Origin of the sequence: Acidovorax radicis N35 (assembly GCF_000204195.1) — a bacterium.
Lineage (GTDB): Bacteria > Pseudomonadota > Gammaproteobacteria > Burkholderiales > Burkholderiaceae_C > Acidovorax > Acidovorax radicis.
In genome coordinates this window covers 217025-239654 of sequence record NZ_AFBG01000006.1, presented here as the reverse complement: position 1 = coordinate 239654, position 22630 = coordinate 217025, and the positions used below count along the sequence as shown (strand labels likewise).

Below are 22630 nucleotides of genomic sequence, written 5' to 3'. Positions count from 1 at the left end.
GGGGTTGTGGAGGAACAGGGAAAGGGAACTTGGGTACAGGGGAGCGGAAAAGAGGAATGGGGCGGTGTTCACACGGCATAGATGCGCGTGGAGGCCGGTGGGAACTCCAGCAGCACGGCATCGCCCGGCTGCGGCTGGATGCCCGTGCCGGTGGGGGTGAGGGCCAGTTTCACAACGGCTTGCTCCTGGCCATGGCCCAGGTCGCACATCAGGCGTTGGTGGTCGCCGTAGTAAATGGTGCGCGCCACAGTCGCCGGAACGGCTGAGACCTTGGGGTACTGCGAGTGCGGGTGCAGCACCACGCGCTCGGGCCGCACGCAGGCTTGTACGGGGGCGCCCCGGGCGGCCTGGTTCACGTTGACGCCAGGCAGCAGGTGGCCGCCGGGCAACTGGATAGCCGCCTCGGTGCCTGCGCCTTGCAGGGTGCCCGTGAGCACCGTGCTGTCGCCCACAAAACCGGCCACAAAGCGGTTGGACGGAGCTTCATACAACGTCTCCACATCGGCCAGCTGCTGGATGATGCCTTCGTTGAACACAGCCACGCGGTCGCTCATGGTCAGGGCCTCGCCTTGGTCGTGGGTCACGTACACAAAGGTCACGCCGAGCTGGCGGTGCAGCTCTTTCAACTCAATCTGCATGTGTTCGCGCAGCTGCTTGTCCAGGGCACCCAGGGGTTCGTCCATCAGCACGAGCTGGGGGTTGAACACCAGGGCGCGCGCCAGCGCCACGCGCTGCTGCTGGCCGCCCGACAGGCGCGCAGGCAGGCGGTCTGCCATGCCCGTCAGGCGCACCATGTCCAGGGCCTTCTTCACTCGGTCGGCCTGCTCGGCCTTGGGTACCTTGCGCACGGTGAGCGGGTAGGCCACGTTCTGCCCCACGGTGAGGTGCGGGAACAGCGCGTAGTTCTGGAACACCATGCCAAAGTTGCGCTTGTGGGGTGGCGTGCGCGTGATCTGCTTGCCATCGAGCAGGATGTCGCCCGCAGTGGGAGACTCAAAACCCGCCAGCATCATCAGCGTGGTGGTCTTGCCAGAGCCCGAGGGCCCGAGCAGGCTCAGAAACTCGCCGCGCTGGATGTCCAGGTCCAGCGCGCGCACCACCAGTTGTTCACCGTCGTACGTCTTTTGCACGCCGCTGAAGCGGACCAGGGGTTCTGCTGAGGGGGTCATGGTCGGGGGCACCTTGTAAGCAGAATGAAGGTCGGGCCGCATATCAGCTCAGTGCGGCAAAGCTGTCGGCCAGGATGGCCAGGCCCTCGTCGAGCAGCTCGTTGGAGGCGGTCAGCGGCACCAGGATGCGGATCACATTGCCATAGGTTCCGCAGGACAGCAAGATGAGGCCACGCTTGGCCGCTTCGGCAACGACCTTCTTGGTTAACGCGGCGTCGGGGCGGTGGACATCGCCGTCTTCGAACAGCTCGATCGCCACCATCGCCCCCAGGCCGCGCACATCGCCGATGGCGGGTACTTTGGCGGCCATTTCTTTCAGTGCCCTGACCAGCAGAGCGCCCATGTCCTGGCTGCGGGCCAGCAGGTTTTCTTTTTCAAAGGCTTCGATCACGGCCAGCGCTGCCGCACAGGCGACGGGGCTGCCTGCATAGGTGCCGCCCAGGCCACCGGCCGCAGGGGCGTCGATGACGTCGGCGCGGCCCACCACACCCGACAGTGGAAAACCGCCCGCCAGCGACTTGGCGGTGGTGATGAGGTCGGGTGCCACCGGCCATTGTTCGCAGGCAAACCAGGTGCCGGTGCGGCCTGCACCGGTCTGCACTTCGTCGGCGATCAGCAGGATGCCATGGCGGTCTGCCAGGGTCTTGAGGCCGGTGATGAATTCGGGTGGCGCCACGTAAAAGCCACCTTCGCCCTGCACGGGTTCCAGGATGAAGGCTGCCACACGCTCGGGCTCGATGTCGTTCTTGAAGATCAGCTCCACCGAGTGCAGCGCCTGCTCCACGCTGACGCCATGCAGCGCATTGGGGAACAGCGCGTGGTACACCTCGCCTGGAAACGGTCCAAAACCCGTCTTGTACGGCACTACCTTGCCCGTCAGGCCCAGTGTGAGGTTGGTGCGGCCGTGGTAGCCACCCGTGAAAGCGATCACGCCAGCACGCTTGGTGTAGGCGCGGGCGATCTTGATGGCGTTCTCCACGGCCTCGGCACCAGTGGTCAGCAACAGGCTCTTCTTGGCAAATGCACCAGGCGCCAGGGTGTTCAGGCGCTCGCACACTTCCACGTAGGGCTCGTACGCCACCACCTGAAAGCAGGTGTGGGTGTACAGGTCCAGCTGGGCCTTCACGGCGGCGATCACGCCAGCGTGCAGGTGGCCGGTGTTGAGCACGGCGATGCCCCCGGCAAAGTCGATGAAGCGGCGGCCTTCCACATCCCACAGCTCGGCGTTGCGTGCTTTCTGCACGAAGATTTCATGGGCCTGACCGACGCCACGGGCCACGGCGGCGTGGCGGCGGGTGAGGAGGGCGGCGTTGGTGAAGTGGCGGTCTTGCTGCATGGCGGTGGACATGTGTGATGGACACGAAATGAAGGAATGGGTGAATTCTGAAAGTCACGCAACCTGTCGTCCATGTACACCGGCATGCTGTTTTGCGTGCACTGTGCAGGGCCTGGGTCCTGTACAGGCAATCCCTGATCTGGCGCGCGCCAAGTCGGTGCACAATGCGCCCCCGTTTGCGCGGCCGTAGTGCAATTCCCCGCGCGGATCAGTTAGCAAACCAAGGCGTTCAGAGGACAGAGGGTCTGGAGCCAGGATGCAGCGGCAGGCCGCTTGCCATCTTCCAAAATGGTGCATGAAGACAAAAAAGGCCTCGCAGCGTGCTGCGAGGCCCATGCTCACCGAGGCGCGAAGCTATCCTCTACCGGGCGCACACCCCGGTCGTTGCAGCCACTCCTGTCACCACAGTGTTGTTCGTGACCACGCTGTTCGGTGCAATCACGCGCACCGCGGTGCTGCTTGCGTGGGGTGTTGGAAAACACGCTACGTTGTTGCGCACCACGGCGTTTCCATCGGGGACATCACCGTTCTGGAATTCGGTGTGGCCCACGTTGATGGCTACTTGAAACGTCGTCTGCGTGTTGATGACGACGTTGCCCTCGATCACGATGCCGGGTGCCGACTGCACGGCCATGCCGGTGTTGCCGGCATTGATGAGCTTGTTGTTGCGCACCACGAAGTTGCGGAACCACTCGGCCGAGTCGTATCCCTGCGTGATCGACATCTCCCAGCAGCCGTCCGTCGCAGCATCCTGCTCGATCCGGTTGCCTTCAATCAGCACACCGTCCATCTGGCCGTGGAAAGTCATGTTGCCCCCCTGGCAGACGCCGTTGACCACGGAATTGCGAATGTAGCGGTTGTTGCGCAGGGTGACGTTGGTGCCACTCAGTCCGCTGCTGCCTGAGAGATAGGTGCCGTGGTTGAAGCCGCTGCCGCTGAAGTTGTTGGCCTCGATCAGGTTGCCCTCGATCACGCTGTTCCGGAACTGGCCCAGGATGCCCATGCTGGCGTTGTGATGGATGTGGTTGTTGCGGATCAATACGTTGTTCACGCCATGGGGCGCGCGTGCCTGCGAGTGGATGGCGATCTGGAAGCCGGATATCTCCACGTTCTCGATCACGACGTCGCGGACATTGCCGTTCAACCAGAAGCCCCAGGCCGAGTTGTTGGATCCGTGGATTCGGAGATTGCGGAATGCATACCCGCCATCGTTCGATGTGTTGCTGTATCGCCCTCCCAGCTCGAAAGGGGCAATCCCGTTGTTGCTGGTGGTCAGCAACGGCGCAGGCCCTGCGCCATATGCATCGAACGTGAGGGGGGCATCTGCGCGGACGTTCATGTTCTCGAACGTGGTGATGCCCACCACCCACGCACCACCGCGTGCGAAGCGCAATGCCGTGCCAGCAGGCAGGGTGTTGACGTTAATTCCTGTGAGGTTCTGCTTGGGGGCGGCCTGGGTGCCGGGGTTGGAATTGCTTCCCGGCACGCAACCGGTGGCCGCGCCTGCCTGGCAGTCCGAGAAGTAATACGTTACGGAGCCACCGGGAGCTGGTGCGGGCGGAGGCGCTGGTGGAGCCGGCGGTGCCGGGGGCGTTGGCGGAGGAGCCGGTGGTGCTGGTGTTGGGACGGGGCTGCTGGCGTAGCACGCCTTTTTCACACCATTCAGTGGGTCGCCAAAAGTGGCGTTGTTGCACATCACGTTGTTGGTGAATGGGCGCGCGGCAGTCCAGGTTGTTCCAGCCCCATAGACCACCTTGGCGGTGCCGCTGAAGCTGCATTGCTGCCCCTCGACGGCGCACAAGGTGTAGCCCGATGGAGGCGCGCCCAGCACCGGCGCAGGAGCTGGCGGTGACGCTGGGGCACTGGCATAACAAGCCTTTTGCACGCCCCACAAAGGGTCGCCAAATGTGGCGTTGCTGCAGTTCGCACCGTTGGTGAAGCTGCGGGGGCTGGTCCAGGTGGTGCCCGCTCCATAAACCACATTGGCCGTGCCGCTGAAGCTGCATTTCTGCCCCTCGATGGAGCAGGGCTTGTAGCCTGCCGGTGGGGTGTGGGCGGTTTCTGCCAGTGCATGGCCCGTGGCTCCGCCCAGGCAAATTCCCAAGGCCAAGGCCCAGGGCTTGGGCTGAAAAATCCGTGAAGAAGTTCGGTCAGGTGTCCGTGTCAGCATGGGTGTCCCTCAGTGTGTTGGGTGTTGGTTTTCAAACCCGGTTCAGCGTGATCGGTGCCAGGCGGGTTGGGGGGCAAGCCTATCGCTGGGGAACGTGTGCGTGCATATCCAGAAGGCCGAAAAAGGACAGACGGTGGGCGCAATCCGATGGCCGTTATTGGTGACAAAAGGCTGAATACCGCCCGTCGGTCTTGCGCTACCGTTCACATCGGACAGGCCTTTTCGCCGGCAGGACTACCCGGGCTGAAGGCGCCTGCAGACTGGTCCCAAGGGTTGAAAACATCGCGCTGAAACTGCGCAATGTGCCGCTTGCCACCGGCCCGAAAAATCGCGTGGCGGCCTCCGGGATGGGCATGCGAGGCTGGCGGACAATAGAGGCAGGTTGGAGGGGATCTGATGGGGGCTCTGCCCGCGGTCCCTCCAGGCACTCGGCACCACGGAAGGATGCGCGCTGTGCAGGTGCCCGGTCCTGTACACGCAATCCCTGAGCTGGGATCTGCGGGGCCGGTGCACAATTTGGCCCCTTTTCTTGCTCTTTTGATGCTCACTCTCAGCCCGGATCTTCAGACACCGCTGGTCAGCCAGATCGTTGATGGCCTGCGCGGCCTCATCGCTGGGCAGGTGCTAAAACCTGGCGCCAAGCTTCCCTCCATCCGAGCTTTTGCGGCCGCCCACGGCGTGAGCGTGTTCACGGTGGTTGAGGCCTACGACCGCCTGGTGGCACAGGGCTGGCTGGTGTCGCGCGCCAACGCAGGCTTTTTCGTGAAGCGGCGGGGCGATGAAGGGGCCGCGCCCGGCGCTGGTGCGCCCGAGCGGCCGGTGCCCCGTTTTGATGCGCGCTGGTACCTCAAGCAGATTTTCGAGAACCGCAACCTGCCGATGAAACCAGGGTGCGGCTGGCTGCCGCACGACTGGCTGTTTGGCGATGCCGTCAAACGCAGCATGCGCCAGCTGTCGTCCGATGGCCCGGAGCTGGACGGCTATGGTCTGCCGCACGGCCACATGGCGTTGCGCATGGTGGTGGCCGAGTCATTGGCCGAACACCACCTGGCCGTGGACGCCGACCAGGTGCTGCTGACCCAGGGCTCCAGCCAGGCGCTGGACCTGGTGGCGCGCCGCCTCGTCAAGCCCGGCGATGTCGTGCTGGTGGATGACCCGGGTTACCCCAACCTGTTGTTCATGCTGCGCTTTGCGGGGGGCCATCCTGTGGGCGTGCCACGCACGGCCACAGGCTACGACCTGGTGGCGCTGGAGGCCCTGCTGGCCGAGCACAAGCCCACGGTGTTCTTCACCCAGCCACGCCTGCAAAGCCCCACCTGCTCGGTGGCGTCGGTGGCGCACCTGCACCGGCTGCTTCAGCTGGCCGAGCAGCACAACTTCATGCTGGTGGAGAACGACATCTACGCCGACATGGACACCGGCGTGCGCCCATCGCTGGCCAGCCTGGACCAGCTCAACCGCGTGATTTACCTGGGCAGTTTCTCCAAGACGATATCGCCCAACCTGCGCACCGGCTTTCTGGCGGCGCGGCGCGATCTGCTCGATGAGCTGGTGCAGCTCAAGATGATCTCGGGTCTGACCTCGTCAGAGATCACCGAGCGCATCACCTTTGGCGTGGTGACCGATGGGCGCTGGCGCAAGCACCTCAAGTCGCTGCGCGAACGCCTGGCCGAGGCGCACCGCACGGTGGGGCGGCGCTTGCTGAACCTGGGGTTCGAGTTGTTCCACGAGCCCGAGGCGGGTATGTACCTGTGGGCCCGGCACCCCGACCTGCCCGACAGTGCCGAGCTGTCGAAAGAGGCTACCGGAGCGGGGATCATGCTCGGCCCCGGTCAGCTGTTCCTGGTGGAGCCGCGCCCCACAGGCTGGCTGCGGTTTAACGTGGCGTTCAGCCAAGACGAGCGCATATGGCGCTTTCTGGAGCAGCGCATCGTGCTGGGCCAGCAGGTGGCCGAATAGGCTGGCTGCCTCCGTTGGAGCAGCAGTTTGCAAGTTATTTTGGCCGCTAGCGCTTATTGGTAAAGCGCTGAAAGCTATAAAAATGATAGCTTAACCCGCTGAAGCCCGAATTGCCCCTGCAGCTGCCGTTGTGGCGGCGCCTGTTACTACCGGTCAATGATGCGCCGCGCAAACCGCTCCAGGTATTCCATCAGCTGCTCCGCGCCCGCCATGGCCTGGGCTTCGTCACCACTGGCGATGCCCTGGGCCAGTTGCATGTGCGCGCGGGCGCCTTCCGACACCTCGCCTTCGTGCTGGTAGGCGTACCAGAAGCGGCGGCACTGCACGATGAGCGGTTGCACGCATTTGACGGCGGAATGGTTCTGGCTGGCCTGGTGGGTGACGAGGTCCAGCTCATGGTCGGCCAGCATGTAGCCGTCGAGGTGGCCGCGCGCCGCGGCTTGCACCATGTTTTCAGCACAGCGCACGATGGCCTGGCGCTGCGGCGCGGTGGCGCGGCGTGCGGCGTTGGAGGCCAGCAGGCGCTCCAGCACGCGGCGGGTCTGGATCACGTCCAGATGGTCGGCCAGGTCGATGTGGGACACCAGCAGCCCGCGCCGGGGCTGCTGCACGATGAGCCCGATCGACACCATGCGCAGCAGCGCCTCGCGCACCGGTGTGCGCCCCAGGCCCGTGCTCTCGGCGATTTCGGCCTCTACCACGGGGCTGCCGGGCTGCAGCTGCAGCGTGGAGATCATGGTCTCGATGGCGTCGTAGGCCACGTCCGCCGCGCGCCGCTTGGGCGCGGGGTCTTGCAGGGGGGAAGGGCGGCGGAGTGTCATGGCGGGGTTGTTTGATGGTCAGGGCAGGGGCTTGCGCACGGCATCTTAAGGCCCCCGGCCCCTCGTTCTTCTATGCCCCGCACCCGGCGAAACTGGCGCGGCATAAGCCAGTGCACCCGTGGAACCGGCTTGGCAGGGCCACCGGGTGCGTCCCCCTCCCGCGCAGCGAGAGAGGGGGCAGGCGCCAAAGGCGACTCAGGGGGAGTCACGCCAATCCGGCGCCCGCCTTGCGCAGCTCGGCAATCTGCGGCGCCTTGGGCAGCCACAGCTTGTCGAACTCCTGGATGATGCCGTCGGGGTTGAAGGACGACGCCGTCTTGAAGGCGATGGACGTGCCCTTGAACTTCTCGATGAGGCCCGCCTCGGTGGTCACGATGTCGTTGATCTGCGCGTCGAGCGACTGGGCCACCAGCTTGCGGATGATCTCTTTGTCCTTGGCATCCAGCCCTTGCCAGATGCGGCCCGACACCAGTGGCGCAAACGGCATGAAGAGGGCGTTCATCTGCAGCAGCGTCTTGGCGACCTTGTCGAAACGCTGGTTCCAGGAGAACTCGATGTCCGCCTCCAGCCCATCGACCTGGCCGTTGCTCATCGCGTCAAACACCTGGGGCGTGGGGATGGGTGTGGGGGCAGCGCCCAGCATTTGATAGAAATCGCGGTACACGGGCGTGGGGTTGATGCGCAGCTTCATGCCCTTGATGTCGGTGGGCACGGCGATGTCCTTGGTGGAGAACACGGCGCGCATGCCGGTGATGCCCCAGCCCAGGCCAATGGTGCCAGTCTCGCGCGGCAACGCCTCCAGCAGCTTGGTGGCAGAAGGGTGCTTGACCAGTTTGGCCACGGCGGGGGTGGAGCGCACCAGATACGGCGCATTGATGGCCGCGATGCTGGCCACGCGCGAGCCCAGCTCTGCCGCCTGGATCCAGCCCATGTCGAGCGCGCCCGACTGCAGCTGCTGCATCATGGCGGCCTCGTTGCCCAGCTGGCCTGAGTGGAAGACCGTGACACTCAGGCGGCCATCGGTTTCCTTCTTCAAGGCTTCGCCAAACTGCAGCGCGGCGCGGTTCCACGAGTGGCCGGCGGGTGTGATCAGGCCCAGGCGGAACTCCTTGGCATCGGCTGCGCGCACCAGTGCCGGAAAGCCCAGCCCCGTGACGGTGGCGGCGGCCACGGCGTGGCGCTGGATGAAATGGCGGCGGGTGACAGTGTGGGCGGGCGTGGTCGTCATGGTGATCTCCAGGTAGAAGGACGGTGGGAGGGTTGGGGCAGCGGGAGGGGAACGGGGTATGCGGCTCCGCAAAGGCGGGTTACTTGAGCAAGCCGAGCGACAGGCTGGGGAACAACGACAGCACCACCAGCGCCACGCAGCTGATGATGAAAAATGGCAGCGTGACGATGAACATCTTTCCGGGCTTGGCCCCGGTCACGGCGGACGCGACAAAGAAGCTCAGGCCCACCGGGGGCGTCATCAGCCCCAGCACCAGGTTGACCACCACCACCACGCCAAAGTGGCGCGGGTCGATGTGGTACACGTCGGTGGCAATGGGCAGCAGGATGGGCACGGTCATGATGAGACCGGGGATGCCGTCAATGACGGTGCCGATGACCAGCAGGATCACGTTGACCAGCAGCAAAAAGGTGACCGGGTCGTGCGCCACGGTCTGCACCCAGGCAGCCACCAATTGCGGCACCTTGCCGTAGATCAGCAGCCACGAGAACACCGCAGCAGCCGCCACCAAAAACAGCACGATGGCCGAGTAGATGGCCGATCGCAACAGAATGGCGGGCATGGCGCTGAAGCGGAACTCCTTGGTCACATAGCGGCCCACCAGGGCCGAGGCCAGTGCGCCCACGGCAGCGGCTTCGGTGGGGTTGGCCAGGCCGCTCAGGATGGAGCCCACGATGACGATGGGAATCAGCAGCGTGGGGCTGGCCTGCACGATGGTGCGTGCGCGCTGGGCCAGCGTGCGCTTTTCGCTGCGGGGGTAGTCGTAGATGAAGCCCATGAGGGCGATCACGATGAAGAACATCAGCGTGAGCAGCACACCGGGCAGGATGCCCGCAATCAGCATGTCGCCCACAGCCACCTGGGCGAGTACGCTGAACACCACAAACATCACCGAGGGCGGGATGATCGGCCCCAGCATGCCGCCATACACCGTGAGGCCGGCCGCAAAGGTCTTGTCATAGCCCTGCTTGACCATCTCGGGCACCATGACCTGCGACATGATGGCTACCTGCGCGGTGGCCGAGCCAATGATGGACGACACCAGCATGTTGGCCAGGATGTTGACGTAGGCGAGGCCCCCCTTGACCGAGCCGATGAAGGCCATCGACAGGTCCACCAGCCGGCGCGTGATGCCGCCGCTGTTCATGATCTCGCCGATCAGGATAAACAGCGGAATGGCGATGAGGCCGTAGCTGTCCACCCCGCCAAACATCTGCATGGGGAACGACTGAAACAGCACCGGGCTGCCGATGCTGAGGATGTACACCGCACCCGACAGGCACAGGCACACCCCAATGGGCACACCCACCAACAAGGCGGCGAGGAAGAACAGGGTGGTGATCATGGTGGGGCTCCGGGCGGGTGGTGCGGGTGTGGCGGAGGGTCAGTTCACGGCGTCGGCGTTGACCACGTCAAAGCCTGCGTGCTTCACGCGCTCCGCAGCGCCCAGGTCTTCGAGCATGTTGGCCAGCGCATGCACGCTGAAGGTGGCCGAGAAGACTGGCAGGATCAGCTGCAGCACCCAGGTGGGCCAGTTCAGCGTCTGGGTGCGCTCGGTGTAGATGAAGTTGAAGCTGTCGGCCGCAAACTCCTTGGCGTCAAATCCGTAGCGCGCAATGCCGATGGGGTCCATCCACACCCAGCACATCACCAGCATGGCCAGGCCAAACAGCAGCACCCCAGATGTAGCGACCACCTTGGCCACCTTGGCACCCCGGGGGCCCATCTGGTCGGTGAGCATGCCCACGGCAAAGTCCATGCGCAGCCGCGTCATGACCGAGGCGCCCACAAATGTCAGCCAGACCACGGTGTACACCGCCGCCTCGTCAATCCAATAGATTGGCATGCCGGAGTAGCGTGTGACCACGTTGAGCAGGATCAGCAGCACCAGCAAGGTCATCAGTGCGGTAAGCAGGTGCCGCTCGACGCGCAACACCTGCGTGGACAACGCCAGCACCCAGCGGATGGGGGCGGGCGGCGATGGAGCTTGCGGGGCTGGTGGACTGGTGAGCGTGGGCATGGTGTGGTTCCGGGGGGAGGGCTTGCCGATGAAAGAAGCAACCGCGTGTTGTTTAATATCTAACAAATATATTTAAAAGCAAAATAGATGCCTGCGGGGTGCGGGTAAGCCCTGAAAAGGATGGCGTGGGAAAACTGGCGGTGTGCCCGTCAGCCCGAGGGAGTCAAGGGCTCGCTGGTGGGCGCGGGTGTGCACGCGGCCAGCGTGCCAATGCGTGCGGGTGCCAGCAGATGCCGTGGGGGCGCGGGCGTCCAGCCAAACAGGTGCTGCGTGGCCGCGCCGCAGATGCGGCCCTGGCAGGCGCCCATGCCGCAGCGGGTGTGGAGCTTGGCATCGATCCAGCCCTGGCGCCCGGTCAGCGCGGCGTAGGGCACGTCTTCGCAGCGGCACACCAGGGTGTCGGGCCGTGCCAGTGTCTTGAGTGCCCCGTTCAGTGCGAACGAGGCCTGCAGCGCCTGCGCAAAGTCCTCCCAGCGCGCCAGCTGGGGGCGCAGCGCCTGGGCCTGTTGCACCTGTCCCGCCGCCACATGCCCTGCGATAGCGCCCTGAACCAGTGCACGTTCGCTGCCGCCAAAGCCAGTGGCTTCACCCGCGGCGAACACTCCGGGCACGCTGGTGCGCATTTGTGCATCCACGGCCAGGCCCTGGCCACCGCTCAGCGGCCCGCCCAGGGCGCAGCCCAGCATCTGCCCCAGGTGGGTGTTGGGAACGAGCCCGAACCCGCAGGCCACGCGGTCGCAGGCCATGGTTTCTTCGGCGTGTTGGCCTTTGCGCAACCTCACTGTTTGCACCTGCTTGGTGCCTTGGACTTCCAGCACATGGCTGCTGGCGCGCAACTGCGAGTGAAGCAGCGTGAGGGCTTGCAACGCCTTGGCCGGCCAGCGCGGCAGTTGCGCTGCAAAGCCTGCGAGCGCGCTCCATGGCGCTTGTTCCGCCACGCGCACTACGGTGGCGCCCGCTTGGGTGGCGGTGGCGGCAGCGGCCAGCAGCAGCGGGCCCGTGCCAGCGATGACGATGCGCTGGCCGCGCACGTCGAGCCCTGCCTTGATGAGGGCCTGCAAGGCGCCTGCACCCGTCACACCGGGCAACGTCCAGCCCGGGAAGGGCAGCAGCAGCTCGCGGGCACCGGTGCACAGCACGATGTGGTGGCTGTGCTGCGTCCAGCCCCGGTCAGCGTCTTCCAGCAACAGGGCAGGGGCCTTGTCGCCGGGTTGGGAATCACCTAGGCCCACCACGCGGGTGCCGGGCAGCAGGCGGATGTTGGTGTGCCGGGCCAGGGCCGCGCGGTGCTGCTGCGCCAGGGCGGGCAAGGCCACCTGGGGGCCAGCGCGCCAGATCTGCCCACCGGGTTGCGGGTTGTCATCCACGATGGTGATCGATGCACCGCTGGGCGCAGCAGCCACGGCTGCGGCCAAACCGGCAGGGCCTGCGCCGATGATGAGGATGTCGCAGCGCTCGTGCGCCGAGTGTTGCTCGGTCATGGCGTTGCGCTCCCAGGGGCTGTACCGACATCGGTGTGAATTTGCATGCCCTCGACGCAGACCGTCTGGCACGCCAGACGGGTGCGGCCATGGATGCGGACCCGGCATTCGTGGCACACGCCCATGCCACACAGCGGCGCCCGCGCCTCGCCGGTGACCGAGGTGCGGGTGGTGCCCGGTGTTTGCTGCGCCAGCGCGGCGGCGACGCTGGTCCCTGGGGGCACCTGCAGGGGGGTGCCATTCACCACGATGTGCACCAGGGCGGGTGTTCTGGATGGGGTCATGGTGTGCCCAGGCCTGCAAAGCGTGCAGGTGCATAGGGCGTGGGGTCGATCGCCGGGGTGCCCCCTGCGATCTGGGCCGCCAGCAACTGCGCGGTGGCCGGGGCGGTGGTCACCCCCAGTCCTTCATGTCCCACGGCCAGCCACAGGTGCGGGTGTTCGGGGTGCGCGCCAATCAGGGGCAGGCTGTCGGGCGTGGCGGCGCGAAAGCCGGTCCAGGTGCGAATGGCGTTGAGGTCGGCCAGGCCGGGCAGGTAGTCGAGCGCACGCTGCAGCATGCGCGCCATCACAGCGTTGTTGACAGCGGGGTCGGTGGTGTCGAACTCGCGCGACGAGCCGATCAGCAGCTGCCCCGTGGGCCGGGGCTGCACGTTGAAGGCCACCGAGGTGCCATCGCTGTGGTGGGCGCTGGTGATGTAGCCCAGCTCCACCAGTTGGTGGTGGACGGTGCCCGGGTAGCGGTCGGTGATGACAAGGTGGCCCTTCTTGGGGCGCAGCGGCAGGCCGGGGCACAGCCGTGGGGCGTGGATGCCACTGGCCACCACGATGGCGCCTGCGCTGCGTTGGCTGCCATCGCGCAGAGTGACCGTGTGGCCGTCGATCTGCAGGGCTTCAGCTTGCTCCAACACAAGGCGCCCGTGGGCTGCGGCCTGGTCCAGCAGCCACTGGGCTGCGCGCGGGGCATAGACCGCGCTGTCGCCCTGCACCTTGAGCGCGGCCGCCAAACCGGGGCGCAGTGCGGGTTCTGCGCGGGCCAGGGCGGCGGCGTCGAGCATCTCGCAGGCGATGCCATGCGCTTGCAAGGTGGTGCGTTTGTCATGCGCAGCCTGCAGTTCGGCATCGTTGGCAGCGAGCCAGAGCGTGCCGCAAGGGGTGAACGCGCAGCCCGCGTCCATGTGGGGCGCCCAGGCGTGCCAGAGGTCCAGCGATGTCTGGCTCAGCGCCAGTTCGGCAGGGTTGTCATCCATCACCACCAGATGGCCCATGCCCGCCGCCGTGGCACCGCCGAGGCGCGCATCGATGACACGCACCGACAGCCCTGCCAACACCAGCTCATGGGCGCAGGCGGCACCCACGATGCCAGCGCCAATGACGAGAACGTCGGTGTGTTGCATGGCGAGCGTGTGTTTCGGAGCGAGCTGCGGATTACAGCCGGATTCCCCAGCCAAAGGGGTCGCTGTCTTCGATGAGCAGTGTGGCATCGGCGCTCATGTGCGCGCGGCCCCGCAAGGTGGGAATGACCTTGCCATCGTCCTGCAGCGTGTAGCTGGCCTCGAACTGGCTGCCGATGATGCTGGCTTGGCGCCAGAGTGCGCCCGGTGCCAGCTTGCCATCGGCCGCCAGGCAGGCTACCTTGGCGCTGGTGCCCGTGCCACAGGGCGAGCGGTCATAGGCCTTGCCGGGACACAGCACATAGTTACGGCTGTCGGCCTGGTCGTCGTCAGTAAACAGCTCGATGTGGTCAATCTCGCCGCCGTTGTCGCCTCGAATGCCCTGGTCTTTGAGGGCTTGCTGCACGGCGCAGCTGTAGGCCATCAACGCCTCCAGGTTGTCACTGGCTACACGCTGGCCGTGGTCTGAGATCAGGAAGAACCAGTTGCCGCCCCAGGCCACATCACCCACCACGCGGCCGTAGCCGGGCACCTCGATGGCCAATGCGTGGTGCAGCCGGTAGGCGGGCACGTTGCGCACGCTGACCGATCCATCGGCGTGCAGGGTGGTGGTGACGGTGCCCACGGGTGTCTCGATGCGGTGCTCACCGGGCGTGATGCGGCCCAGGTAGGCGAGCGATGCAATCAGCCCGATGGTGCCGTGGCCACACATGCCCAGGTAGCCGCTGTTGTTGAAGAAGATCACACCCGCCGCGTTGGCCGGGTCTTGTGGCGCACACAGAAGGGCCCCCACCACCACGTCGCTGCCACGCGGCTCCAGCACGGTGGCGGCCCGCCAGGCATCGTGGCGCTCGGCCAGCAGCGCACGCCGCTCGGCTATGGTGCCGGTGCCCAGGTCTGGAAAACCGTCGATGACAAGCCGGGTGGGCTCGCCACCGGTGTGGGAGTCGATCACGTGGATGCGTTGCATGGTGCTCTGGTGGTGAAGTAGGGCGCTCAGTGTCTCAGGCGACAGACTGGTATTTTGTAGGGCGCGTGGCCAGGGCCTTGCGCACCACACTCTCCACAAACGCACGTTCTTCGCCCACCAGGGGCAGGCGGGGGCGGCGCATGTGTTCGGTGCCCACACCCACCAGTGCGTCGATGAGCTTGAGGTTCTGCACGAGCTTGTTGGACACATCCAGGTGCAGCATGGGCGTCATCCACTGGTAGAGCGGCAGCGCCTCGGCAAATTTGCCCGCTTTCATCAGGTCGTACAGCGCCACGGTTTCGCGCGGGAAGGCGCAGCCCACGCCGGCCAGCAGGCCGTCGCAGCCCAGGGCCAGGCCTTCGTAAGCCAGGTCGTCCACGCCCAGGAAGAGCTGGTAGCGGTCACCCACGGTGTTGCGCAGGTCGGTGATGCGGCGGATGTCGCCGGTGCTTTCCTTGATGGCGGCGATCCACTCGCAGTCGGCCAGCTCCACCATGTGCTCGGGTTTCAGGTCCACGCGGTAGGCCACAGGGTTGTTGTAGACCATCAGGGGGCGCTGGGCGGCACCCGCCATGGCGCGCACATTGGCCATGGCCTCGCGGGCGTCGGCCACGTAGATCACCGAGGGCATGACCATGTAGCCGGCCACGCCCAGCTTGTTGCCACCGTCGATGTAGCGCAGGGCCTCGCGGGTGCTTGTTTCGGACACGTTGGCGAGTACGGGCACGCGGCCGTCAGCGGCTTCGAGGGCGATCTTGGCAACCTGGAGCTTTTCTTCCAGCGTGAGGGTGCTGGCCTCGCCGAGAGAACCGCAGGTGACCAGCCCGTGGATGCCGTTGCGGATCTGAAAGTCGATGTGGCGGGCTGTGCCCTCGGCGTCGATGGACTCGTCGGCGTGGAACTTGGTGGTGATGGCGGGGAAGATGCCTTGCCAGCGGGGTTGTGGGTTCACGAGGGACTCCTTGGATCGGTGGTCGGGTTGAAGTTATTAATATATTAACAAGATATTTAAAGCGCGCAAGCGGATTTTTCCGCACCCGTTGGCGCATGGAGTGGAGGCGTCTATCCCCGCCCTGTCGCCCTCCCGCCACGGACCGCCAGACTGCAAACCTATAATGAAAGGTTGGTCCCCATAGGGGCAGCGACAGGCAGCGCGCAGGCGCGGGTCCTGCGGCCTGCCTGCTGCGTGCAACCACTCCACAACACCATGAGCACTCCCACTTTTTCTGTCGCTGACATCCGCAAGTCCTTCCTGGACTTCTTCGTCTCCAAGGGCCACACCGTGGTGGCATCAAGCCCCCTGGTGCCCGGCAACGACCCCACGCTGATGTTCACCAACTCGGGCATGGTGCAGTTCAAGGACGTGTTCCTGGGCACCGACAAGCGCTCGTACAACCGCGCGGTGTCGGTTCAGGCCTGCCTGCGTGCGGGCGGTAAGCACAACGACCTGGAAAACGTGGGCTACACAGCGCGCCACCACACCTTCTTTGAAATGCTGGGCAACTGGTCGTTTGGCGACTACTTCAAGCGCGAATCGCTCAAGTGGGCCTGGGAGCTGCTGACCGAGGTCTACAAGCTGCCGCCAGAGCGTCTGCTGGCCACGGTCTACCAGGAAGACGACGAGGCCTACGACATCTGGACCAAGGAAATCGGCTTGCCACCCGAGCGCGTGATCCGCATTGGCGACAACAAGGGTGGCCGCTACAAGTCCGACAACTTCTGGATGATGGCCGACACCGGCCCCTGCGGCCCGTGCAGCGAAATCTTCTACGACCACGGCCCGCACATTGCCGGTGGCCCCCCCGGCAGCCCCGATGAAGACGGCGACCGCTTCATCGAGATCTGGAACAACGTGTTCATGCAGTTCAACATGGACGAGACCGGCGCCGTGACCCCGCTGCCCGCACCCTGCGTGGACACCGGCATGGGCCTGGAGCGCCTGGCCGCCATCCTGCAGCACGTGCACAGCAACTATGAGATCGACCTGTTCGATGCGCTGATCAAGGCCGCTGGCCGCGAGACCGGTGTGGCCGACCTGAACAACAAGAGCCTGCGCGTGATCGCCGACCACATCCGCGCCACCGCGTTTTTGGTGAGCGACGGCGTGATTCCGAGCAACGAAGGCCGCGGCTACGTGCAGCGCCGCATCGTGCGCCGTGCCATCCGCCACGGGTACAAGCTGGGCAAGAAGACCCCGTTCTTCCACAAGCTGGTGGCCGATCTGGTGCGTGTGATGGGCGATGCCTACCCATCCCTGCGCGAGCAGGAGCAGCGCATCACCGAGGTGCTCAAGGTGGAAGAAGAGCGCTTCTTCGAAACGCTGGCCAACGGCATGGAAATTCTGGACACGGCACTGGATGGCGGCGCCAAGGTGCTGCCCGGCGACGTGGCGTTCAAGCTGCACGATACCTATGGTTTCCCGCTCGACCTGACCAACGACGTGTGCCGCGAGCGCGACGTGGAAGTGGACGAGGCAGGCTTCAAGACCGCCATGGAAAAGCAGAAGGCCCAGGCCCGCGCAGCCGGCAAGTTCAAGATGGACAAGGCGCTGGAGTACACCGGTGCAGCCAACCAGTTCACCGGCTATGAAAATCTGGCTGAGACTGCAAAAATCATAGCTATCTACGTGGATGGGACAAACGCTGCAGCCCTAAAGGCTGGTCAAAACGGTGTGGTGGTGCTGGACACCACCCCGTTCTACGCCGAAAGCGGCGGCCAGGTAGGTGACGAAGGCACCATCACCAGTGGCTCCGCCCGCTTTGCAGTGGGCGACACGCTCAAGATCAAGGCCGATGTGTTTGGCCACCACGGCACGCTGGAAGAGGGCACGCTGAACGTGGGCGACACGGTGCAGGCCCAGGTGAACACCGCCGTGCGCGCAGCCACCGTGCGCAACCACTCGGTCACGCACATCATGCACAAGGCGTTGCGCGAAGTGCTGGGCAGCCATGTGCAGCAAAAGGGCAGCCTGGTGAATGCCGACCGCACGCGGTTTGACTTCACACACAACGGTGCCGTCACCGCGGCTGAAATCCGCGAGATCGAACGCCGCGTGAACGAAGAAATCCTGTCCAACCAGCCCACGCAGGCCCGTGTGATGGACATCGAATCGGCCCAGAAGACCGGCGCCATGATGCTGTTTGGCGAGAAGTACGGCGAAACCGTGCGCGTGCTCGACATCGGCACCAGCCGCGAGCTGTGTGGCGGCACCCACGTGCAGCGCACCGGTGACATCGGCCTGTTCAAGGTGGTGGGTGAGGGCGGCGTGGCCGCGGGCATCCGCCGCATCGAGGCCGTGACGGGCGCGAACGCGCTGGCCTATCTGCAGAACCTGGAAGACACCGTGAACCAGGCCGCCAGCACCCTCAAGGCGCCGGTGGCCGAACTCAACGGCCGCATCAGCCAGGCGCTGGACAATGCCCGCGCGCTCGAAAAGGAAGTGGCGGCCCTGAAGGGCAAGCTGGCCTCCAACCAGGGCGATGAGCTGGTGAACCAGGCCGTGGATGTGAAGGGCCTGAAGGTCCTGGCCGCCGCGCTGCCTGGCGCCGACGCCAAGACACTGCGCGACACCATGGACAAGCTCAAAGACAAGCTCAAAACCGCTGCCATCGTGCTGGCCGCCGTGGACGGCGATAAGGTGCAGATCGCTGCAGGCGTCACCGCCGACAGCGTGGGCAAGGTCAAGGCCGGCGAACTGGTCAACTTTGTGGCCCAGCAAGTGGGCGGCAAGGGCGGCGGCAAGCCCGACATGGCCATGGCCGGCGGCACCGATGCCTCCAAGCTGCCAGCGGCGCTGGCCTCGGTGACGGGCTGGGTCACGCAACAACTGGGCTGATCCCCTGAGAACGTAAACACGTTCGGGTCGTCACAGGGTCACAGTGGCGCAGGCCGCTGTGGTGTGACTGACGTGCTGGTGGCCTTGTCTGCCAAAAAGGGGATGACGGAAAACCGGCTTTCCCCCTACATTCAAGCGCATGGACCCCCTGCGCGAAAGCCCGCAAGAGCCGGTGCCTGCCCATGGCACCCGGCCGAGCTCGTCTGATCCGGGGGCTGCCGAGTTGCCCTGGTGGCGGCGCATCACCGTTCCGTTCGAAGTGGTGATTGCGTCGGTGGTGGTGTCTGCCATGCTGCTGCTTACGGTGCTGCTGGTGTACCAGGTGGGCACCGGCGCCCGGCAGGCCATCATCGCCGCGTCGGACGACAGTGCGCAGCACATCAGCCTGTTGATCAGCGAACGGGTGCACCACATCGTGGACCCGGCGGATGCCACGATCCGGTTGCTGGCGTTTGATCCCATTGCTTCGGCCACCACCCTCCCGGCGCGGCTGCGTCGCCTGCCGGTGTTTGTGCGTCTGCTGGAGCAGAACCCGTTGCTGTCGGCGGTCTTCATCGGCTATTCCGATGGGCAATTTTTGCTCATGCGCCCGCTGCGCAACGCCGCGCTCCGTGCGCGGCTGGAGGCGCCTGCGGAGGCTGCGTTCCTGGTGCAATCGATGGCGCGCGAGCGCAGCGCGGCGGGGCCAGCAGGCCTGGTCGGACGGTGGAACTACTACGACGCACAACTGCACCTGCTCGATTCCGCCGTGCGCCCCGGCTACCGATATGACCCCCGGTCCCGCCCCTGGTATGCCGAGGCAGCCGAAAAGAACGCGCAGGTCCTCACCGCACCCTATGTGTTCTTCACCACGCAGGAGGTGGGCATCACGCTGAGCCAGCCCAGCGAGGACGGCCGCGCCGTGATCGGCCTGGATGTGGCGCTCACCGACCTGGGCCGGGAGATTGGCGAGTTGCGACTGATGCCGCGCACCGAGATCGCCGTGGTGGACCAGGACCAACGCGTGCTGGCCTACCCGGACATGTCCCGCGTGCTGGTGCGTGACGGCGACCAGCCCAGCCTCAAGCTGCGCACGCTCGACGGTCTGGGGGTGCCCAGCCTGCAGGCCCTGCGTAGTTTCGGGGTGAAGGAGGGGCCTTCGCGCCGCTTTGTGGCGGGTGGCGAGGAGTGGCTGGCCAAGGTCATGCCACTCAAGTCGCAGCGCTGGGAGGGGCTGCACATCCTGATGGCCATCCCCACCCGGGAGCTGCTGGCGGATGTGAACGAAAACCTGCAGCGCCAGGTGTGGCTGTCCCTGGGGCTCATTGCGCTGATGCTGCCCTTTGGATGGCTGGCCGGGAGGCGTGTGGGGCGCAGCCTGTCGGGGTTGGCCACGCAGGCGCAGGCGTTGGCGCGGTTTGATTTCCGGCGGCCGGCACAACGCCGCATGTCGCCGGTCCGCGAGGTGCGTGCGCTGGGCCAGGTGATGGACCGTATGTCCGACACCATCCAGGAGTTCCTGCACATCACGCACCACATCAGCGCCGAGTCGCGCATGGATCTCATGCTGTCGAGCGTGCTCTACGAACTGGTGCGCGCCACCAGCTGCACTGGCGGTGCGGTGTACCTGGTGGAGGCGCAGCGCGCGGGCCTGCTGCGCACGGCGCGGTACTGCGAAGACCCTGAGCAGCAGTCGCGCTACCCGGAGCACCTACCCATGGTGTTTTTCATCAACCCTGCCGAGCCGCAGGACGGCGACCGGCATGAAGACGACGACCAGACCACCCCCCAGCGCGTGCTGCGCGTGCAGTTGCGCACGCGTGACGGCCAGCCACTGGGCCTGCTGGTGCTCCGTTACCGTGCGGACCAGCAGCAGGACGATGTTCACTTTCGGGCGTTTGTCGAGAAGCTCTCGGGCACGCTGTCGGTGGCCATCGAGACGCGCAGCCTGATCGAAGGGCAAAAGAAGCTGTTCGACGCCGTCATCCGTCTGCTGGCCGACGCGATCGACGCCAAGAGTCCCTACACCGGCGGGCACTGCGAGCGGGTGCCCCAGCTGGCGGAGTCCCTGATGCAGCGCATGTGCGAGGCCGAGGAGGGGCCGTTTGCCCCGGTGGCCATGACCGATGCCGAGCGCTATGAATTCCGCCTGGGCGCCTGGCTGCACGACTGCGGCAAGGTCACCAGCCCCGAGCACATCATCGACAAGGCCACCAAGCTGGAGGCGCTCTACAACCGCATCCACGAGGTGCGCATGCGCTTTGAAGTGCTGTGGCGCGATGCGGAGCTGGATTACTGGAAGCAGTACGTGTCCGGCGTGGACCCGGTGCGGCTGCAGCGTGAGCTTTTGCAGCGGCGCGACCGGCTGCAGGAAGAGTTTGCCTTCGTGGCCCGCAGCAATGTGGGTGGCGAATTCATGGCAGATGCCGACATCCAGCGGCTGACCACCATCGGGCGGCAGGTGTGGCAGCGGCATTTTGACGACCGGCTGGGCCTGTCGGCGGCCGAGAAGATGCGGCTGGCCCCCGTGCCGGTGCGCCCCTTGCCCGCCAACGAACCCCTGCTGGCGGACCGGCCAGAGCACATCGTGCGCTGGGGTGCCCGCAAGCCGCCCGTGGAGGTCGGCAACCCGGCCAATCTCTGGGGTTTTGACATGGTGCTGCCCCCGCAGGAAGCCCACCTGGGCGAGTTGCACAACCTGTCGATCCAGCGCGGGACCCTCACCGCAGAAGACCGTTTCAAGATCAACGACCACATTGTTCAGACCATCGTCATGCTCAGCGGCCTGCCGTTCCCGCCGCACCTGGCGCGGGTGCCGTCGATTGCGGGCTCGCACCACGAAAAGCTGGACGGCACAGGCTATCCCCGGCGCCTGAAGGCTTCGGAGCTGACGCTGGCAGACCGCGTGATGACGCTGGCCGATATCTTCGAGGCGCTGACGGCGTCAGACCGGCCCTACAAGCCGCCCAAGACACTGTCCGAATCGCTCAAGATCATGGGCCACATGGTGCGAGAGCGCCACATCGATGCCGAGGTGTTTCGCTTCTTCCTGTGCAGCGGGGTCTGGCGGGAGTATGCGGAGCAGTTTCTGCCGGCTGCGCAGCGGGATGCGGTGGACGTGGATGCGATTCTGGAATCGCTGGGCTGATGCGCTGAGCGTGGACGACCGCTGCCTCGTTCCGAGGCGGGCGCCCTCGCCCGGAGGGGGCGTTCAGAACAGCTCGACGTCGTCGTTGGCCACTTTGGCGGCCAGTTGCCCGCTGGCCACCAGGTCGTCATAAAAACAGACCTGATTGCGGCCGTGTTCCTTGGCGTAGTAAAGCGCCTGGTCGGCCTGGCCCAGAATCTCCACGGGCGAGCCCCGGTTGGTGCTGACAAAGCCCAGGCTGACGGTGACCTGGCCGACCTGCGGAAAGTGGTATTCCTGCACCGCAAGCCGAAAGCGGTTGAACACCCGGTGCGCCGTGCTCAGTGTGGTGGAGCGCAGCAGCACCACAAATTCTTCGCCGCCAAAGCGGAAGATGCGGTCGTGGCTGCGGAACGAGCTGCGCAGGATGTTGGCAATCAGGATCAGCACTTCGTCGCCATACAAATGGCCGAAGCGGTCGTTGACCAGCTTGAAGTGGTCGATGTCCACCACGGCCAGCCATTGCTGCACCGGCTCCCCGGGCAGCGAGCCTTCTTCGGGGGCGATCGATTCGGTCACGGTGCCCGAGCGGCCACTGGCCAGACCGTTCAGCGCGTGGCGCGAGAACTGTTCGTCGAAGGTCTTGCGGTTGAACAGGCCCGTGAGGGCGTCGCGTTCACTGTAGTCGAGCAGGCTCTGGTAGTTCTGGTAAACCTGAAACACGCCCTTGAGCACTTCCAGCTTGTGCGCCGAGAAAGAGCGGGACTGCGTGATCTCCAGGCAGGTGTTGACCTTGTCATGCATCCACACCGGCAGCCAGAGCACATGGCGGCCCCGGCGGGGCGATGCCAGGGCACTGTCGCCGTGGTTGGCAATGCAATCGCGCAGGGCGGGGTATTTGTCCAGTGTCTCGCGGCGGGGGTCTGCGGCGGCTTCGGAATCGGTGGACACCAGTTGCCCGTCCTCAACCCAGCTGCGGGGGCGCACATGGGGCACGCCACCGTCTGTGAACAGCTCCAGCGCACGCACTTCAACAATGCTGCTGAGCGTTTGCAGCGTGGACAGCACCGACACCTCCAACCGCAAGTGGTCGCGGTGGCCAGTCATTTCGACCAGGTTCTGGAGAATGGGCTTCATTGGGG

At 65.4% G+C, this 22630-nt stretch carries 16 protein-coding genes; 3 read left to right on the top strand and 13 right to left on the bottom strand.

The features are described 5' to 3' along the window. Positions 1 to 68: 68 nt before the first annotated feature. The 3 genes from ARADN35_RS0102365 to ARADN35_RS0102355 all read right to left on the bottom strand — a co-directional run bounded on the left by ARADN35_RS0102365 (position 69) and on the right by ARADN35_RS0102355 (position 4675). The gene (locus ARADN35_RS0102365) at positions 69 to 1169 is read right to left on the bottom strand and encodes an ABC transporter ATP-binding protein (protein ID WP_010458577.1); all 1101 of its coding nucleotides are present in this window, start codon (positions 1167 to 1169) and stop codon (positions 69 to 71) included. 43 nt (positions 1170 to 1212) lie between these two features. Beyond that, positions 1213 to 2505: a 4-aminobutyrate--2-oxoglutarate transaminase gene (gene gabT / locus ARADN35_RS0102360; protein WP_010458575.1), complete on the bottom strand. Its 1293-nt coding sequence runs from the start codon at positions 2503 to 2505 to the stop codon at positions 1213 to 1215. Positions 2506 to 2866: 361 nt separating this feature from the next. Further along, positions 2867 to 4675, bottom strand: a complete 1809-nt coding sequence (locus ARADN35_RS0102355; protein ID WP_085940307.1) for a right-handed parallel beta-helix repeat-containing protein — start codon at positions 4673 to 4675, stop codon at positions 2867 to 2869. A 540-nt stretch (positions 4676 to 5215) separates the two neighbouring features. On the opposite strand from ARADN35_RS0102355, the gene ARADN35_RS0102350 reads away from it, so the two are divergent. Next, entirely contained in the window at positions 5216 to 6634 is a 1419-nt protein-coding gene (locus ARADN35_RS0102350; protein ID WP_010458571.1) for an aminotransferase-like domain-containing protein, read from the top strand. Positions 6635 to 6780: 146 nt separating this feature from the next. Here the strand turns inward: ARADN35_RS0102350 and ARADN35_RS0102345 are convergent, their stop codons facing one another. The 9 genes from ARADN35_RS0102345 to ARADN35_RS0102305 all read right to left on the bottom strand — a co-directional run bounded on the left by ARADN35_RS0102345 (position 6781) and on the right by ARADN35_RS0102305 (position 15499). Continuing rightward, positions 6781 to 7455, bottom strand: a complete 675-nt coding sequence (locus ARADN35_RS0102345) for a GntR family transcriptional regulator (RefSeq protein WP_010458570.1) — start codon at positions 7453 to 7455, stop codon at positions 6781 to 6783. Between the two features lie 205 nt (positions 7456 to 7660). Continuing rightward, positions 7661 to 8683 (bottom strand): TRAP transporter substrate-binding protein, encoded by a 1023-nt coding sequence (locus tag ARADN35_RS0102340; RefSeq protein WP_010458568.1) that lies wholly within the window; start codon positions 8681 to 8683, stop codon positions 7661 to 7663. 79 nt (positions 8684 to 8762) lie between these two features. Further along, positions 8763 to 10028: a TRAP transporter large permease gene (locus ARADN35_RS0102335; protein WP_010458567.1), complete on the bottom strand. Its 1266-nt coding sequence runs from the start codon at positions 10026 to 10028 to the stop codon at positions 8763 to 8765. Positions 10029 to 10067: 39 nt separating this feature from the next. Beyond that, complete coding sequence (locus tag ARADN35_RS0102330; RefSeq protein WP_010458565.1) at positions 10068 to 10703, bottom strand: TRAP transporter small permease; 636 nt, start codon at positions 10701 to 10703, stop codon at positions 10068 to 10070. A 149-nt stretch (positions 10704 to 10852) separates the two neighbouring features. Next, positions 10853 to 12184, bottom strand: coding sequence for an NAD(P)/FAD-dependent oxidoreductase (locus ARADN35_RS0102325; protein ID WP_010458563.1), 1332 nt, complete (start codon positions 12182 to 12184; stop codon positions 10853 to 10855). After that, positions 12181 to 12441 (bottom strand): (2Fe-2S)-binding protein, encoded by a 261-nt coding sequence (locus ARADN35_RS0102320; RefSeq protein WP_199864292.1) that lies wholly within the window; start codon positions 12439 to 12441, stop codon positions 12181 to 12183. The genes ARADN35_RS0102325 and ARADN35_RS0102320 overlap by 4 nt, the downstream gene beginning before the upstream one ends. 23 nt (positions 12442 to 12464) lie before the next feature. After that, a complete protein-coding gene (locus ARADN35_RS0102315) occupies positions 12465 to 13580 on the bottom strand; it encodes an NAD(P)/FAD-dependent oxidoreductase (protein WP_010458559.1) in 1116 nt (371 codons plus the stop codon). A gap of 31 nt (positions 13581 to 13611) precedes the next feature. Continuing rightward, a complete protein-coding gene (locus ARADN35_RS0102310) occupies positions 13612 to 14547 on the bottom strand; it encodes a 4-hydroxyproline epimerase (protein WP_010458556.1) in 936 nt (311 codons plus the stop codon). Between the two features lie 34 nt (positions 14548 to 14581). Beyond that, positions 14582 to 15499: a dihydrodipicolinate synthase family protein gene (locus ARADN35_RS0102305; RefSeq protein ID WP_010458555.1), complete on the bottom strand. Its 918-nt coding sequence runs from the start codon at positions 15497 to 15499 to the stop codon at positions 14582 to 14584. 255 nt (positions 15500 to 15754) lie between these two features. On the opposite strand from ARADN35_RS0102305, the gene alaS reads away from it, so the two are divergent. Together alaS and ARADN35_RS0102295 are read left to right on the top strand one after the other, a co-directional pair. Continuing rightward, the gene (gene alaS, locus ARADN35_RS0102300) at positions 15755 to 18382 is read left to right on the top strand and encodes an alanine--tRNA ligase (RefSeq protein ID WP_010458553.1); all 2628 of its coding nucleotides are present in this window, start codon (positions 15755 to 15757) and stop codon (positions 18380 to 18382) included. Positions 18383 to 18521: 139 nt separating this feature from the next. Continuing rightward, a complete protein-coding gene (locus ARADN35_RS0102295) occupies positions 18522 to 21509 on the top strand; it encodes an HD domain-containing phosphohydrolase (protein ID WP_010458551.1) in 2988 nt (995 codons plus the stop codon). Between the two features lie 63 nt (positions 21510 to 21572). On the opposite strand, the gene ARADN35_RS0102290 is transcribed toward ARADN35_RS0102295, so the two are convergent. Then, positions 21573 to 22625, bottom strand: a complete 1053-nt coding sequence (locus ARADN35_RS0102290) for a GGDEF domain-containing protein (RefSeq protein WP_010458550.1) — start codon at positions 22623 to 22625, stop codon at positions 21573 to 21575. Positions 22626 to 22630: the final 5 nt, after the last annotated feature.